General features: G+C 61.6%; 14 protein-coding genes. 9 read left to right on the top strand and 5 right to left on the bottom strand.

Annotated elements, in window-relative coordinates:
• The first annotated feature begins 95 nt into the window (after positions 1-95).
• The gene (locus LOY52_RS11115) at positions 96-2225 is read left to right on the top strand and encodes a TonB-dependent receptor domain-containing protein (protein ID WP_258679483.1); all 2130 of its coding nucleotides are present in this window, start codon (positions 96-98) and stop codon (positions 2223-2225) included.
• A 37-nt stretch (positions 2226-2262) separates the two neighbouring features.
• Here LOY52_RS11115 and LOY52_RS11110 read toward each other — a convergent pair whose 3' ends face one another.
• Positions 2263-2631, bottom strand: a complete 369-nt coding sequence (locus LOY52_RS11110; protein ID WP_258679482.1) for a lysozyme inhibitor LprI family protein — start codon at positions 2629-2631, stop codon at positions 2263-2265.
• 41 nt (positions 2632-2672) lie between these two features.
• Here LOY52_RS11110 and LOY52_RS11105 point away from each other — a divergent pair, with 41 nt between their 5' ends.
• The 5 genes from LOY52_RS11105 (at position 2673) to argE (ending at position 6893) form a co-directional block, all read left to right on the top strand.
• Complete coding sequence (locus LOY52_RS11105; RefSeq protein ID WP_258679481.1) at positions 2673-2903, top strand: hypothetical protein; 231 nt, start codon at positions 2673-2675, stop codon at positions 2901-2903.
• Between the two features lie 251 nt (positions 2904-3154).
• The gene (locus LOY52_RS11100; protein WP_258679480.1) at positions 3155-4474 is read left to right on the top strand and encodes an NAD(P)/FAD-dependent oxidoreductase; all 1320 of its coding nucleotides are present in this window, start codon (positions 3155-3157) and stop codon (positions 4472-4474) included.
• A gap of 58 nt (positions 4475-4532) precedes the next feature.
• Entirely contained in the window at positions 4533-4949 is a 417-nt protein-coding gene (locus LOY52_RS11095) for a RidA family protein (RefSeq protein WP_003225869.1), read from the top strand.
• A 118-nt stretch (positions 4950-5067) separates the two neighbouring features.
• Positions 5068-5745: a DUF1028 domain-containing protein gene (locus LOY52_RS11090; protein ID WP_258679479.1), complete on the top strand. Its 678-nt coding sequence runs from the start codon at positions 5068-5070 to the stop codon at positions 5743-5745.
• Positions 5742-6893: an acetylornithine deacetylase gene (gene argE, locus LOY52_RS11085; RefSeq protein WP_258679478.1), complete on the top strand. Its 1152-nt coding sequence runs from the start codon at positions 5742-5744 to the stop codon at positions 6891-6893. Before LOY52_RS11090 ends, argE begins: the two co-directional genes overlap by 4 nt.
• A gap of 19 nt (positions 6894-6912) precedes the next feature.
• Here argE and LOY52_RS11080 read toward each other — a convergent pair whose 3' ends face one another.
• On the bottom strand, positions 6913-7824 hold the full coding sequence (locus tag LOY52_RS11080) for a LysR family transcriptional regulator (protein ID WP_258679477.1): 912 nt from the start codon (positions 7822-7824) through the stop codon (positions 6913-6915).
• 361 nt (positions 7825-8185) lie between these two features.
• Between LOY52_RS11080 and LOY52_RS11075 the strand changes: the two genes are divergently transcribed.
• Entirely contained in the window at positions 8186-9601 is a 1416-nt protein-coding gene (locus LOY52_RS11075; RefSeq protein WP_258679476.1) for a cytosine permease, read from the top strand.
• A 106-nt stretch (positions 9602-9707) separates the two neighbouring features.
• The gene (locus LOY52_RS11070; protein ID WP_258679475.1) at positions 9708-10331 is read left to right on the top strand and encodes a glutathione S-transferase family protein; all 624 of its coding nucleotides are present in this window, start codon (positions 9708-9710) and stop codon (positions 10329-10331) included.
• Positions 10332-10334: 3 nt separating this feature from the next.
• Here the strand turns inward: LOY52_RS11070 and LOY52_RS11065 are convergent, their stop codons facing one another.
• Positions 10335-10997 (bottom strand): M24 family metallopeptidase, encoded by a 663-nt coding sequence (locus tag LOY52_RS11065; RefSeq protein ID WP_258679474.1) that lies wholly within the window; start codon positions 10995-10997, stop codon positions 10335-10337.
• Between the two features lie 82 nt (positions 10998-11079).
• Positions 11080-11958, bottom strand: coding sequence for a putrescine utilization regulator PtrR (gene ptrR, locus LOY52_RS11060; protein WP_258679851.1), 879 nt, complete (start codon positions 11956-11958; stop codon positions 11080-11082).
• A gap of 103 nt (positions 11959-12061) precedes the next feature.
• Between ptrR and LOY52_RS11055 the strand changes: the two genes are divergently transcribed.
• Positions 12062-13453 carry an aldehyde dehydrogenase family protein gene (locus LOY52_RS11055; protein ID WP_258679473.1) on the top strand — a complete coding sequence of 464 codons (1392 nt, stop codon included), beginning with the start codon at positions 12062-12064 and terminating at the stop codon, positions 13451-13453.
• A 634-nt stretch (positions 13454-14087) separates the two neighbouring features.
• Here LOY52_RS11055 and LOY52_RS11050 read toward each other — a convergent pair.
• The gene (locus LOY52_RS11050) at positions 14088-15257 is read right to left on the bottom strand and encodes a DUF1624 domain-containing protein (protein ID WP_258679472.1); all 1170 of its coding nucleotides are present in this window, start codon (positions 15255-15257) and stop codon (positions 14088-14090) included.
• Between the last annotated feature and the right edge of the window lie 99 nt (positions 15258-15356).

Below are 15356 nucleotides of genomic sequence, written 5' to 3'. Positions count from 1 at the left end.
GCCCCGTTAAAAAAGCAAAATTGCCATGTGTTTCCGTCGCTCCTTCTTGCGTCGCACTGTTCATTGCCCGTTCCTGTCTGCCTGGAGTTTCTTCGATGCCGTCGCCCAAATCCCTGCCCTCTGCCCTGCTGGGCCTGGCCCTCGCCTGCCCGGTCATGGCCGAGGAACCCAAAAGCATGGAGTTGGGACAGGTGCTGATTTCGGCTGAAGAACAAAGCGGCGCCGATGCCTCCGTCGCCGAGGCCGAAGCGCGTCTGGCGCAAGTGCCCGGCGGCAGCAACCTGGTCGACATGCGCCAGCCGTTGCAGGGCCGAGTGGCGAGCAATCAGGACGTCCTGGCCTATCAGCCGGGGGTCTACGCGCAATCGGCGGGTAATGAAGGGGTGAAAATCTCGATCCGTGGTTCGGGGATCAACCGCGCACCGGGCGCGCATGCCTCGGGGTTGTACACGATGCTCGACGGCCTGCCGCTGACCGGCCCCGGCGGCACGCCTTACGAATTGCTCGAACCGTTGTGGCTCGACCATGTGGAGGTGCTGCGCGGCGCCAACGGCTTTGATCGCGGCGCCCTGGCGCTGGGTGGCGCCGTCGATTACGTCAGCCATACCGGCTACGACGCGCCGAAATTGCAGGTGCGCTATGCCACCGGCAGCCACGGTTATCAGCAGCGTCAGGTGAGTTCCGGGCAGGTGCTGGGCGACTTCGATTACTACGTGTCGCTGACCGATGCGAACGCCGACGGCTATCAGGATCACACCGCCAGCGAGAGCAAAGGTGTGATCGCCAACTTCGGCTATCGCTTCAATCCGAACCTGGAAACCCGCTTCTATATCCGCTATCGCGAGACCGACAACGACCTCGCCGGCCGCGTGACCAAGCACTCGATCGAGCACACTCCACGGGCGGCCAACCCGGCTTATGTGTCGCGCGATGACAGCCGCAAACAACCGGGCAGCACCTTCATCGGCAACAAGACCACCTACTACATCGACGACGACTCGAGCATTCAGACCGGCCTGGTCTATCACGACTACCCGATGGACCTGCGCGAAGGCCCGAACCGTCTGAAAGTGGCTTACACCGACGTCAGCGGCACGTTCGACTACAAGCGCCGCGACACCCTGTTTGGCATGGAAAGCCGTAGCACCATCGGCCTGCGCACCACCAAACACCTGCCCAACGACGGCGCCAGTGAATTCGTGCGCATCCCGTCCGGCAACACCGCCGCGTATGCCCCGGGCACCCGCATGCGCAACTTCACCTATCAGGGTTCGGACACCGTTCTGCACGTGGGCAACGATCTGGAAATCGCCGACGACCTGTGGCTGACCACCGGTCTCGCCGCCATCTACACCCGCCGCGAAAGCGCCGTCACCTACCCGCAAAGCGGCGGCAAGACCAGCCTGAACGACTGGGATTACGCGCCACGACTGGGTCTGCGCTATCAGGTCACGCCGGACCTGCAACTGTTCGGCAACCTCAGCCGCTCGGTCGAAGCACCGCACCCGTGGTCGCTGATCTACAGCTCGAACATCCGTTTCCCGGCCGGCAACGGTGCGGCGACCGGCACTCAGAGCGACCCGATCAAACTGCAGAACCAGACCGCGACCACCCTCGAACTCGGCGGTCGCGGCGACAGCACCCTCGGCCAGTGGAGCCTGGCGTGGTACTACGCGCAGGTGCGCCACGAATTGCTGTCGGTACTGCCGGACGCCAACGCCGTCACCCCGTACGAACTCAATGCCAGCCCTACCGTGCACCAAGGCGTGGAAGCCAGTCTGCAGAGCACGCTGTGGTCAGCCGCCGACGGACGTAAATTGAGCCTGCGTCAGGCCTACACTTTCAGCGACTTCCACTACCGCGACGACCCGCGTTTCGGCGACAACCGCCTGCCGGGCCTGCCGATGCACTACTACCAGGGCGAACTGCGCCACGACTGGCCACAAGGCTTCTTCGCGGCGGTCAACACGCAACTGGTGTCCAAAGTCGCGGTGGATTACGCCAACAGCTACTACGCCGATCCCTACGCACTTTTCGGCGCCACCGTCGGCTACAACGCGCCGAAAAACGACTGGCAAACCTGGCTCGACCTGCGCAACCTGACCAACAAGCACTACGCCGCGACGGTCACGCCGGGGTATGACGACAAGGGCCAGGACGCGGCGCGGTCTACGCCGGGTGAAGGACTGGGGGTTTATGTCGGGGTATCGTGGAGTTTGCTTTGACGGCATGACCTGACCAGCAGCAGAAAAACGCAGCGGGTCAAAACGGCCCCTGCGTCATCACTCGCGTCTCGATGATGTTGCGCAACGCAACGACGCGCTTCTGATACAGCTCAGTCAAACAATCGACCTTCGCACCACAGGCCTTGCGGCTTTTGAGGAAGGCCTGCTGCTCACCGATCAGAGCATCGCGTCCGCCCATCGGCAGCAGGCGTTTATCGAGGCTGAACAGCTCGCCCATGGTCACGTCCAGATCGTTCAGCGTGCGGTTGGCGCAGACGGCTTTTTCGTCCGCCGCCCGGGCCTTGGCGCAGTCGAAACTGGCCGCCTGAACCGTCTGTGTAGCAATCAGTAGTGCGCAGCCGAGGGCGGCAGCGGTTACCCGTGAAATTTCTCGAACTCGCGTCATGTCGTCGTATCCAACGTTGTAAGCCAATGGAGGTATGAAAAATGAAAAACACCGATGACCGCAAGCCTGCAACCCCTCATAACGCACCACCGCTCGATGCGGCGGGCAAACCGGTGGATGTGGTTCGCCGCGATCTGCAGGACAGTGACGACGACACCAAAGCAGTAGACGAGGTGTTGACGCCGACCTCGATCCGCACCAAAGAACAGGAGGTCGAGGAGCTCAAACGCAAGACCGATGCGATTGAACGCAAGGTTGCCGACGGCAACTGACGCGACACTCCCCCCTCCTTGAAGGAGAAATTCTCCTTGTCTGTCCCGGGTTTTCCTGCCCGGGACAACCTTCCCCTGCCCTGCAAGCCGCGTTTTTACTGGCTTCCCCCCCTCTGCTTCAGCAATTTGTATTCACATCCCAGCTTAATAATATTTTACCGATACCCCCCTCCTGCCTAGTCTGACCGCAAGCAAAACGGACAAGCCTGAAGCGATCCGAATCCACTTGCCTTGCCAGGAAGGATGTAGAAATGACCACTGAAATAATAAAAACAGACACGCTTGTCGTGGGGGCCGGACAGGCCGGTGTGGCGATGAGCGAGCACCTGAGCAAACTTGGCGTGCCGCACCTGGTGCTTGAGCGCAGCCGCATCGCCGAACGCTGGCGCACCGGGCGCTGGGACTCGTTGGTAGCCAACGGTCCGGCGTGGCACGACCGCTTTCCGGGGCTGGAATTCGATGATGTCGATCCCGACGGTTTCGCCCATAAGGAGCGCGTGGCGGACTACTTCGAAGCCTATGCGAAGAAATTCAACGCGCCGATCCGCACCGGGGTCGAGGTCAAAAGCGTGGTGCGCAATGTCGGGCGTCCGGGCTTCACCGTCGAGACCTCCGAAGGCGTGATCGAGGCCAGCCGCGTGGTCGCGGCAACCGGCCCGTTCCAGCGCCCGGTGATCCCGCCGATCGCCCCGCAAGACCCGCGTCTGTTGCAGATCCACTCCGCTGACTATCGCAATCCGCAGCAACTGCCCGCAGGCGCGGTGCTGGTGGTGGGGGCCGGTTCGTCCGGCGTGCAGATTGCCGATGAATTGCAGCGTTCCGGCAAGCAGGTTTATCTCTCGGTCGGCGCCCATGACCGTCCGCCGCGTGCCTATCGCAACCGTGATTTCTGCTGGTGGCTGGGGGTGCTCGGCGAGTGGGATCAAGCAGCGATGAAACCCGGCCGCGAGCATGTGACCATTGCGGTCAGCGGCGCGCATGGCGGGCGCACCATCGATTTTCGTGGGCTGGCCCATCGCGGCATGACCCTGGTCGGCGTGACCGAGTCGTTCAACAACGGCGTGGTGACCTTCAAGCAGGACCTGAGCGACAACCTCAAGCGTGGCGACGAAAACTATCTGGCGCTGCTGGATGCCGCGGATGCCTACATCGAACGCAATGGCCTGGATCTGCCCGAAGAACCCGAGGCGCGCGAAACCTATCCGGATCCGGAGTGCGTGAAATATCCGCTGCTCGATCTCGATCTGGCCAAGGCTGGCATCACCTCGATCATCTGGGCCACCGGATTCGCCGTGGATTATTCCTGGCTGCAGGTTGCAGCGTTTGACGACAAGGGCAAACCGCAGCACCAGCGCGGCGTGTCCAGCGAGCCGGGGGTGTATTTCCTCGGGCTGCCATGGCAGTCGCGGCGTGGTTCGTCGTTCATCTGGGGCGTGTGGCATGACGCCAAACACGTGGCCGACCACATCGCCACCCAGCGTAAATACCTCGATTACAAGGATGCCGAGCAGCGTGAAGCCGCCCTGCATTCGACCGCCAGCACGAAAGCCGCCGATACCGTCGACGCTTGATTTCCCTCTTTCGCATCGGTGCCCGGTGCGCCGCTGAACACCTAGTCTGGAGCTGTACATGAGCAAGCCAACCCACACCCGCATCCGTATGTTCAACACCAAGGATACCTACCCTAACCAGACCCTGGACAACGACCTGTGCCAGGCCGTCCGCGCCGGCAACACCGTGTATGTGCGGGGTCAGGTCGGCACTGATTTCGACGGCAATCTGGTGGGCCTCGGGGATCCGCGTGCGCAGGCCGAACAGGCGATGCGCAACGTCAAACAGTTGCTGGAGGAAGCCGGCAGCGACATGAGCCACATCGTCAAGACCACCACTTACCTGATCGACCCGCGCTACCGTGAGCCGGTGTACCAGGAAGTCGGCAAGTGGCTCAAAGGCGTGTTCCCGATTTCCACCGGGCTGGTGGTGTCGGCACTGGGGCAGCCGCAGTGGCTGATGGAGATTGATGTGGTGGCGGTGATTCCCGAGTAAGTCGGCAGACCGAGTCGCGGCCTTCGCGAGCAGGCTCACTCCCACATTGAAATGCAATCCCCTGTGGGAGCGAGCCTGCTCGCGAAGAGGCCGGCCCAGACGCACAAGGAGTTAGACCATGACCTTTTCAATCGCAGCCCGTTGCCCCGAAACCGGCCAGTTCGGTGTCGCCATCAGTTCCTCCAGCATCGCCGTCGGCGCGCGTTGCCCGTGGCTGCTGCCGGGTGTCGGCGCGGTGTCGAGCCAGAACATCACCCTGCCGTCCCTCGGCCCGGAAGTCCTCGCGCTGATGGAACAAGGCCACGCGCCCGACGCGGCGCTGGACCTGGTCCTGACCCGCAACGGCTACAGCCAATACCGGCAGATCACCGCGATCAACCACCTCGGCCAGACCGCGCATTTCAGCGGTGCGCAAACCCTCGGCGTGCACAACGCGGTGTCCGGCGAGCAATGCGTGGCCGCCGGCAACATGCTCGCCGGGCGTGCGGTCATCGAGGCGATGGTCCGCGCCTTTGAAGACGGCGAAGGCCAATTGGCCGACCGCTTGCTCAAGGCCTTGCACGCCGGCCAGGCCCTTGGTGGCGAAGCAGGCCCCGTGCATTCGGCAGCCGTGGTGGTGGTCGGCGAACAGACCTGGCCGATCGTCAATTTGCGGGTCGACTGGGCAGACGCAGACCCGATCGGCCAGTTGCAAAAACTCTGGGACGCCTATCAGCCGCAGTTGCAGGACTACATCGACCGCGCGCTCGACCCGGCCAAGGCGCCGGGTTATGGCGTTGCCGGAGATGATCGATGAGCAACAGCGTCGCGTTGCTCAGGACGCTGGTGGGCTTCGACACCACCAGCCGCGAATCCAATCTGCAACTGATCGAGTTCGTGCGTAATTACCTCGCAGGCTTCGACGTGCCGTGCGAGCTGATCTACAACGCCGAGCGCAGCAAGGCCAATCTGTTCGCCACGATTGGCCCGGCCGAGCAACCGGGCATCGTGCTCTCGGGTCACAACGATGTGGTGCCGGTCGACGGTCAGCCGTGGACTGTCGCGCCGTTCGAACTCAGCGAACACGACGGCAAGCTGTTCGGGCGCGGCACCGCCGACATGAAGGGCTACATCGCCTGCGTGTTGTCCCTGGTGCCGGCGTTGGTCGCTGCAGACCTGCGCATGCCCGTGCACATCGCCCTGTCCTACGACGAAGAAGTCGGTTGCCTCGGGGTGCGCTCGCTGCTCGCCGAGCTGGAGCAGCGGCCGGTCAAACCGCTGCTGTGCATCATCGGTGAACCCACCGAACTGAAACCGGTGCTCGGCCACAAAGGCAAACTGGCGATGCGCTGCGACGTGCACGGTCATCCGTGTCATTCGGCTTACGCGCCGCTGGGGGTCAACGCCATCGAGTACGCCGCCGAGCTGATCGGCGAGCTGGGGCGCATCGGCCAACAACTGAAGGCGCCCGAGCAGCACGACGCGCGTTTCGATCCGCCCTACAGCACGGTGCAGACCGGGGTGATCAGCGGCGGCAAAGCGCTGAACATCGTCCCCGCCGATTGCCGCTTCGACTTCGAAATCCGCGCCCTGCCCTCGCAGGATCCAACCCAGGTCGCGCAGCAGTTGCAGGCCTACGCCGAGCAGCAAGTGCTGCCGCGCATGCGAGCAGTGAGTGAGCACAGTGCGATTCGTTTCAGTGAGCTGTCGGCTTATCCCGGCCTGGCTACCGATGCGCAGAGTCAGGCGGCGGAGTTGATCGCGGCGTTCTGCGGTTCGCGGGAATTCGGCACCGTGGCGTTCGGCACCGAGGGCGGGCTGTTCGATGCGGCGGGTATTCCCACGGTGGTCTGCGGTCCCGGCAGCATGGACCAGGGGCACAAACCGGACGAGTTTGTCAGCCGCGCACAACTCGATGCCTGCGATGCGATGCTGCAACGGATGCTGACATCTATCCGCGCTTGAAACACGGCTCGACGCACGCTCAGGCGTACAGTCGAGCCAACTCCTCTCGGCAATGATCAACGAACAACTGCACCGGTTTGGTCAGTTGTACCCGGCGCAACCAGGCTGCCGACAAGCCCGAGCCGGTCACGGTTTCCGCCAGCGGCACGCACACCACTTTCTGCCCGTCGTAGGTGTACTCGCCGAACGGCCGGGTCACCAGAATCGAAAAACCGAACCCGCGCCCGACCATGCCGCGCACCATCTCGATCGACGGTGAGCTGAAGACGATGTGCGGGGTCAGTCCGCGCTCCTCGAAAATGCTCACGAAGTAGGTACGGCTGGGCACCACGTCGAGCAGGATCATCGGTTCCAGCACCAGATCGTGCAGCGAGACTTTCGCCTGTTGCGCAAAGCGGTGGTCGGCCGGCAGCAAGGCGTAAGGCTGCTGCGGTGGCATCAGCGAGGTGGTTTCGATGGTGCTGTCGAGGTCGTGTTCGAAGAGCATCGCCACATCAATGCTGCCGGTAGTCAGCGCCTGCACCAGTTCCTGTTGTTCGCCATCGCGAATACGGATTTCCACCCCCGGCCAGCGCTGCTTGAAACCGGCGATCAGGCGCGGCAGGTACAGCGGCGCCACCGTTTCGAAACAGCCGATATCGATCTGTCCGGAGACCACATCGTTGTCCGCCAGCGCGTTCTGCTCGAACTCATGCGCCACTCGCAGCAACTCCAAAGCCTTGCGATAAAACCGCGAACCACTGGGCGTCAGCGACACGCCTTGGGCGTGATGGCGGATGAACAGCTGCACGCCGAAGCTTTCTTCCAGATGTTTGATCGCGGTCGACACCGACGGCTGGGCGATATAGAGCTTGCGCGAGGCTTCGGCGACGCTGCCGCAGTCGGCGGTGGCGACGAAGTATTTGAGCTGGCGCAGGTTGTAGGCGGCCATATAAAACCTCTGCAAGTAAGACAACGCGTCTGTGGCGAGGGAGCTTGCTCCCGCTTGAGTGCGCAGCACTCACAATATCGGGGGATCGGCGCCGTTTTTGGGGCCGCTGCGCAGCCCAGCGGGAGCAAGCTCCCTCGCCACAGGAAAGGGTTCGCCTCTGAAAGTTTTGTTGTTGATCACGCTTGAACATACCGGACAGCCCCCAGACCCACGGCATATATTTTTTAAGGTCTGAAGCAACAAACTTACTAATTTATCTATCCCGGGCCTTTGCACATGATCGCTTCAACAAGAAATGCGCCGTCCGTGTCGGCGCTTACCGAAGTACGTCCACGTACTCATCCTTGCCTTGGAGTTCGTCATGTCCACCTCTGCAACAACATCCGCGCCGCTCATTGAAAAACACACGATAGGATACGTGCCCCCCGAAGATCGCCACGGAAAGGTCAGGGATCTGTTCACGCTGTGGTTCGGCGGCAACATCGCGCCGTTGCCCATCGTCACCGGCGCGCTGGGCGTGCAGTTGTTCCACCTGAACCTGGTCTGGGGCATCGTCGCGATTCTGGTCGGCCATCTGGTCGGCGGCGTGCTGATGGCGCTGCACTCGGCGCAAGGCCCGCAGATGGGCATTCCGCAGATGATCCAGAGCCGCGCGCAGTTCGGCTCGCTCGGCGCGCTGCTGGTGGTGCTGATTGCCGGGGTCATGTACATCGGCTTCTTCGCCTCCAACATCGTGCTGGCCGGCAAGTCGCTGCACGGCGTGGTCGACAGCGTGCCGGTGCCGGTCGGCATCGTCATCGGTGCCCTCGGTTCGGGGATCATCGGCATCATCGGCTACCGCTTCATCCACGTGCTCAACCGCATCGGCACCTGGGTGCTGGGGATCGGCATCGTCGTCGGTTTCGGCTACATCTTCACCCATATTCAAACCGATGACTTCCTCACTCGCGGCAGCTTCAACCTCTCCGGCTGGCTCGCCACCGTGTCGCTCGCCGCGCTGTGGCAGATCGCGTTTGCCCCTTACGTGTCCGACTATTCGCGTTATTTGCCGGCCGATGTCAAAGTCTCGTCGACATTCTGGACCACCTATCTCGGCTCGGCGCTTGGCTCGAGTCTGGCGTTCATCTTCGGTGCCGTCGCCGTCCTCGCGACCCCGGTGGGCATGGACACCATGGACGCGGTCAAACTCGCCACCGGCTCGATTGGCCCGCTGATGCTGGTGCTGTTCCTGCTCAGCGTGATCAGCCACAACGCCCTCAACCTGTACGGCGCGGTACTGTCGTTGATCACTCTGGTGCAGACCTTCGCCTACCGCTGGATCCCGACCGCCAAAAGCCGTGCAGTGATTTCGATCATCGTGTTGCTGGCCTGCTGCTTCGCAGCCGTCGGCGCGTCGAAGGACTTCATCGGTCACTTCGTCGACTTGGTACTGGTGCTGCTAGTGGTCCTGGTGCCGTGGACGGCGATCAACCTGATCGACTTCTATGCCATCCACAAGGGCCAGTACGACATCCAGTCGATCTTCCAGGTCGACGGCGGTATCTATGGACGCTACAACCCGCAGGCGCTGCTGGCCTACGCGATCGGCATCGCGGTGCAGATCCCGTTCATGAATACCCCGCTGTACGTCGGCCCGGTGTCGGCGCACATCAACGGCGCGGACCTGTCGTGGCTGGTGGGCCTGCTGGTGACGTCGCCGCTGTACTTCTGGCTGGCCAATCGTGACAGCGCCTATCGGCGGCGGATGATGGGCGGCAAACTGGTGGGCAGTCTCTGAGATTGATTCCATGTAAAAAGAAGGCCCGCCATGCGCGGGCCTTCTGCATTGTCGTGTGGTATTTCTTGATACCCCACGACAGGCAACCACGAGACAGGGAAAACTCATGCTGCGAATTCTGGGCAAGGCGTCATCGATCAACGTGCGCAAAGTGCTGTGGACCTGCGCCGAACTGCAGATCCCGTTCGAGCGTGAGGATTGGGGCTCGGGTTTCAAACCCACCGATACGCCAACGTTTCTCGCGCTCAATCCCTGCGCCATGGTGCCGGTGATTCAGGATGGCGATTTCATTCTTTGGGAATCCAATACGATCATTCGTTATCTGGCAGGCGCCTATGGCGGCGCAGACCTCTATCCCGCCGAGCCGCGAGTCCGCGCGCGGGTCGATCAGTGGATCGACTGGCAGGCGTCGGAGCTGAACCGGTCGTGGTCGTATGCGTTCATGTCGCTGGTGCGAAAATCACCGGATCACCAAGACCGCGCCGCGTTGGCCAACGGTGTCGAACAGTGGTCGAAGACCATGGGCATCCTCGATCAACAGTTGCAGAAGACTGGCGCCTACGTCAGTGGCGAACGGTTTTCCCTCGCCGACATCCCCATCGGACTGTCGGTCAACCGCTGGTTCGAAACGCCACTTGCGCACCCGGACTATGCCGCCGTCAGGGCGTATTACGAGCGTCTGAGCCAACGCGAAGGCTTTCGCCTGTACGGCCGAAACGGTACGCCGTGACAATCAGATCAGCAGATCTTCATAAAACGCGCCGAACGGCCGCTGCGGGTGGGCGATCTGGATTTCCAGAATCCACACCCCGGGATTCGGTGCCTGCTCGAAATCACCGAGATTGCCGCCGCGATGGATCGCGTGAGGGAAATCGCTGACGCGGTGGCCCTTGATGTCGAGATTGAGTTTCCAGCCCATGGCATCAGCCTGATCGCTGGCATAGCGGTACAGTTCAACACCGCTCACGCCTTGGCGCCACAGTGCCTCGACACGCTTGAACAGCTCCTTGGAGGCCGCCGCGCAGGCGATCATTTCCGGATCGGAGCCGGTGGTGAAGGTTGCTCCGGCATCGCCTTCGTGCCCCTGCCAGACCACGCCCATGTCGATGAAGAAAATATCGTTTTCACCGAGCACCGGATCGCCTTCGGAACGTTCCTTGAATGCCTTCAGCGTGTTGGCGCCAAAGCGGATCAGCAGCGGATGCCAGATGCGATCCATGCCCAGTTCGGCGAGGATCTGCTTGCCCCGCTCCTGGGCTTCGGATTCGCGCATGCCGGGCTTGATCACCTTGGCGATGGCATCAACGGCGTTCCAGGTCAGGTCCTGCGCATGACGCATCGTCTCCAGCACAAACCGCTCACCGACTGCTTCTTTTCCGCTCAGGGCTGCACTCATGTCCTTGTCCTCATGGCTACGCTGTATAGTTTTTTATATTGCGAAACGCCGATCAAGATACAGCCATGACACAACGTGTCAATTACTCTTCTGCACGCACCACACCGCGCTCTTCCAGCAAACGCACGAACATGCTCAAGCTGCGCGACACCGTGCCCCGGCGCCACACCAGCCAGGTGGTCAGATAACGAAAATCCGCCGCCAGTGGCCACACGCTCACGGTTGCGCTACCGGGCATGCTCTGCAGCATCTTGCGCGGCATCAGCGCCAGCCCGGCACCGGCGCTGACGCAAGCGAGCATGCCGTGGTAGGACTCCATCTCGAAAATCTTGCCCGGCACGGCAGCGTCGGTGCTGAACCATTTTTCGAAGTGATGCCGATAAGAACAGTTGGAGCGGAACGCATAGATATTCTCGCCGTTCACATCCGCCGCGCGCTGCACCGGGGCGTGATTGAGTGGCGCGATGATGACCATCTCTTCCTCGAACGCCGGCACGCCTTCCAGCGCCGGGTGCAGCACCGGGCCATCGACGAAGGCCGCCGCCAATCGTCCTGAAAGTACACCGTCGATCATTGTTCCGGACGGTCCGGTGGACAGGTCCAGATCAACCTTGGGATGCAACTGGTTGTACGCCGCGAGCAGTTCGGGGATGCGCACTGCTGCAGTGCTTTCCAGCGAGCCGAGGGGGAATGCGCCCTGCGGTTCTTCGCCAGCGACGGTGGCCCGCGCCTCCTGCACCAGATCGAGAATGCGCCGCGCATATTCGAGAAAACTCCAGCCGGCGGGTGACAGACGCAGACGGCTTTTCTCGCGAATGAACAGGTTGACACCCAAGTCCTGCTCCAACTGCTTGATCCGCGTGGTCAGGTTCGATGGCACGCGATGAATCTGCGCCGCAGCAGCGCTGATGCTGCCGTGCTCGGCAACGGCCTTGAAGATTTCCAGCTGCACCAGATCCACAGTCATTCTCCAATCGTGAAAGAAACGATCTTTATTATTCAGTTTCCAGAAAACAAACGCCACCCTACTCTAGGCCCATCCACTGAACTCGCAGGAGCCAGCCATGAGCCAGATTTCCAGCCAGACCCACGCCATCTCGATCAACCCCGCCACCGGCGAGCAGATCGGTCACTACGCCTTTGAATCCGCCGAAGCCCTCGACGCCGCGCTGACCCGCGCCGCATTCGGTTTCTCGAAATGGAAACGCAAGCCGCTGCAGGATCGCTCCCGCGCCCTGACCGCCCTCGCCGGCGCCCTGCGTGACAGCGCCGAAGCCATGGCGACCATGATCACCCTGGAAATGGGCAAGCCGATCGCCCAGGCCCGTGGCGAAATCGAAAAATGCGCCAAACTCTGCGAGTGGTACGCCGAAAACGGTCCGGCGATGCTCGATGCCGAGCCGACTCAGGTCGAAGGCGGCAAGGCGCGCATCGAGTATCGGCCGCTGGGCCCGATCCTCGCGGTGATGCCGTGGAACTTCCCGATCTGGCAGGTGCTGCGCGGCGCGGTTCCGGCACTGATCGCCGGCAACACCTACGTGCTCAAGCATGCGCCAAACGTGATGGGCAGCGCCTACCTGCTGCGCGACGCGTTCAAGCGCGCCGGTTTCTCCGATGGCGTATTTGAAGTGATCAACGTCACCCCGGAAGGCGTTTCCAGCGCCATTGCCGACCCGCGCATCGCCGCTGTAACCCTGACCGGCAGCGTGCGCGCCGGCATGGCCATCGGCGCTCAGGCCGGTGCTGCGCTGAAGAAATGCGTGCTGGAACTGGGTGGTTCCGACCCGTTTATCGTGCTCAATGATGCGGATCTGGATGAGGCCGTGCAGGCTGCCGTCATCGGTCGCTACCAGAACTCCGGTCAGGTTTGCGCAGCGGCCAAGCGTCTGATCATTGAAGAAGGCGTGGTCGAGGAATTCACCCGCAAATTCGTCGAAGCTACCCGCAAGCTGAAAGTTGGCGATCCGCTGTCCGCCGACACCTATATCGGCCCGATGGCACGTTTCGACCTGCGTGATGAACTCGACCAGCAAGTGCGTGACACCCTCGAAGAAGGCGCGACCCTGCTGCTCGGCGGCGGTAAGGCCCAAGGCCCGGGCAACTACTACGAGCCGACCGTGCTGGCCGATGTCACCGACCGCATGACCTCGTTCAAACAGGAACTGTTCGGCCCGGTGGCATCGATCATCACTGCCCGCGATTGCGCCCACGCCATCGCTTTGGCCAACGACAGCGACTTCGGCCTGACCGCGACGATCTATACCGCCAACGTGCAACTGGCCCAGCAACTGACCAGCGAACTGGAGACCGGTGGTGTGTTCATCAACGGCTACTCCGCCAGCGACCCGCGCGTGACCTTCGGCGGCGTGAAGAAAAGCGGTTTCGGTCGCGAGTTGTCGCACTTCGGCGTGCGCGAGTTCTGCAACGCGCAGACGGTGTGGCTGGATCGCAAATAACACCGCCCCCTGTAGGAGCTGCGGCACGCTGCGATCTCTTGATTTTGATTTTCCAGATCAATATCAAAAGATCGCAGCCTCGTTTCACTCGACAGCTCCTACAGAGTGTTAAGCCGCGCGTTGATCGCGCGCGTGACCTTCGGAGGCGTGAAGAAAAGCGGTTTCGGTCGCGAGCTGTCGCACTTCGGTGTACGTGAGTTCTGCAACGCGCAGACCGTGTGGCTGGATCGCAAATAACCCGAGACATCACTCCCCCCTGTAGGAGCTGCGGCACGCTGCGATCTTTTGATTTTGATTTGTCAGATCAAGATCAAAAGATCGCAGCCTCGTTTCACTCGACAGCTCCTACAGAGTGTTAAGCCGCGCGTTGATCGCGCGCGTGACCTTCGGCGGCGTGAAGAAAAGCGGTTTCGGTCGCGAGTTGTCGCACTTCGGCGTGCGCGAGTTCTGCAACGCGCAGACGGTGTGGCTGGATCGCAAATAACACCGCCCCCTGTAGGAGCTGCGGCACGCTGCGATCTCTTGATTTTGATTTTCCAGATCAATATCAAAAGATCGCAGCCTCGTTTCACTCGACAGCTCCTACAGGGTTTTACGTCGTGCGTTGATTGCGCGAGCGCAATGACCCCAGGGCTTACAGATATTTCAGCCAAGCGATGTCACGGCGCCGCGATTTCAGTGCGGAAAACCAGCGTACCGCCGGGTACAGTGCCAGCGCCAACAGCAGTGACACCAGCCAGATTGCCGCTACCGAATCGAAGCCGAAATAACTACCGTGGTTAAGGCCGAACAGCGCCACGGCAATCAGATACAGCACCTTCAGCACGTACAGATGCAGCAGATAAAAGAACATCGGCGCCGAACCGAAGACCGTCAGCCAGCGAATCCAGCGGCGCGTCTGTAGCCGTTCGAACACCAGCAACAGCAGCAATCCGATGCTCACCGTCAGGCTGATGAACAGCAGCGATGGCGGGTACTTGGTGATGTTGAAAAACGCCATCAGCGTTTGCACGGTCGTGTCTTCAACTGCCCAGGGCTTTTCGCCATAAGCGTTGATCAGCCGCAGCCCCACGAAGCCCAGCAGACCGGCGACACCGCCCAGCAACAGGCCTTGCTGGCGGCTCAAGGCATCAGCCCCGCGGGCAAACCACGGGCCCAGCGCATAACCCAGACCGATCACGCCGATCCACGGCAATAGCGGATACGAAGTGCGCAAGCGCAGACTGTCACCGACCTCGATCCAGCCCCGATCATGCAGAATCGCGCATGGCACATGCAGTGCCGACTCCGGCGCGAAATGCAGCCCATCCAGCAGGTTATGCCCGGCAATGATCGCCAGACTCAGCGTCAGCAACAGCCCGCGCGGCAACCAGACCAGCAGCGACAACGCGATCATGCTCAAGCCAATCGCCCAGATCACCTGCAGATAGATCACGCTCGGCGGCAACTGAAACGTCCATGCAAAATTCACCAAGGTGAATTCCAGCACCACCAGAAACAGCCCACGCTTGAACAGGAAGGCACTGACATCGGCCTTGCCCGCGTACTTCTCGCCGAACAGCCACGCGGACAATCCGGTCAGCAACACGAACACCGGTGCGCACAGATGCGCCAACGTGCGACTGAAAAACAACGCCGGCTCGGTGTTGGCGATGTCCATCGGGTCGGACACCTGACGGTGTAACAGAAACGTTTCACGCACGTGATCCAGCAGCATGAACAGGATCACCAGACCGCGTAACGCATCAATGGACAGCAAGCGGCCGGTCGGCAGCGGGTTGGAACGGGTACACGCAATCGTCATGGACACTTCGCCATCGAATCAATGAATCGGGGGCGCACAACTGCACGTCCCGCCAAAAATTGGCGTTACTCTATAACATAAAAAGTCGATTCCCAAGCC

Source organism: Pseudomonas sp. B21-051 (assembly GCF_024748795.1).
In the GTDB taxonomy this organism is placed as follows: Bacteria; Pseudomonadota; Gammaproteobacteria; order Pseudomonadales; family Pseudomonadaceae; genus Aquipseudomonas; species Aquipseudomonas putida_A.
Note: the sequence above shows the minus strand (reverse complement) of the source record. Positions and strands in the feature narration are given on the sequence as shown.

Bases quoted from the DNA above. Each gene is read 5' to 3' on its own strand.
- LOY52_RS11115 (WP_258679483.1), top strand. From the start codon at position 96: ATGCCGTCGCCCAAATCCCTGCCCTCTGCCCTGCTGGGCCTGGCCCTC.
- LOY52_RS11110 (WP_258679482.1), bottom strand. From the start codon at position 2,631: ATGACGCGAGTTCGAGAAATTTCACGGGTAACCGCTGCCGCCCTCGGC.
- LOY52_RS11105 (WP_258679481.1), top strand. From the start codon at position 2,673: ATGAAAAACACCGATGACCGCAAGCCTGCAACCCCTCATAACGCACCA.
- LOY52_RS11100 (WP_258679480.1), top strand. From the start codon at position 3,155: ATGACCACTGAAATAATAAAAACAGACACGCTTGTCGTGGGGGCCGGA.
- LOY52_RS11095 (WP_003225869.1), top strand. From the start codon at position 4,533: ATGAGCAAGCCAACCCACACCCGCATCCGTATGTTCAACACCAAGGAT.
- LOY52_RS11090 (WP_258679479.1), top strand. From the start codon at position 5,068: ATGACCTTTTCAATCGCAGCCCGTTGCCCCGAAACCGGCCAGTTCGGT.
- argE (WP_258679478.1), top strand. From the start codon at position 5,742: ATGAGCAACAGCGTCGCGTTGCTCAGGACGCTGGTGGGCTTCGACACC.
- LOY52_RS11080 (WP_258679477.1), bottom strand. From the start codon at position 7,824: ATGGCCGCCTACAACCTGCGCCAGCTCAAATACTTCGTCGCCACCGCC.
- LOY52_RS11075 (WP_258679476.1), top strand. From the start codon at position 8,186: ATGTCCACCTCTGCAACAACATCCGCGCCGCTCATTGAAAAACACACG.
- LOY52_RS11070 (WP_258679475.1), top strand. From the start codon at position 9,708: ATGCTGCGAATTCTGGGCAAGGCGTCATCGATCAACGTGCGCAAAGTG.
- LOY52_RS11065 (WP_258679474.1), bottom strand. From the start codon at position 10,997: ATGAGTGCAGCCCTGAGCGGAAAAGAAGCAGTCGGTGAGCGGTTTGTG.
- LOY52_RS11055 (WP_258679473.1), top strand. From the start codon at position 12,062: ATGAGCCAGATTTCCAGCCAGACCCACGCCATCTCGATCAACCCCGCC.
- LOY52_RS11050 (WP_258679472.1), bottom strand. From the start codon at position 15,257: ATGACGATTGCGTGTACCCGTTCCAACCCGCTGCCGACCGGCCGCTTG.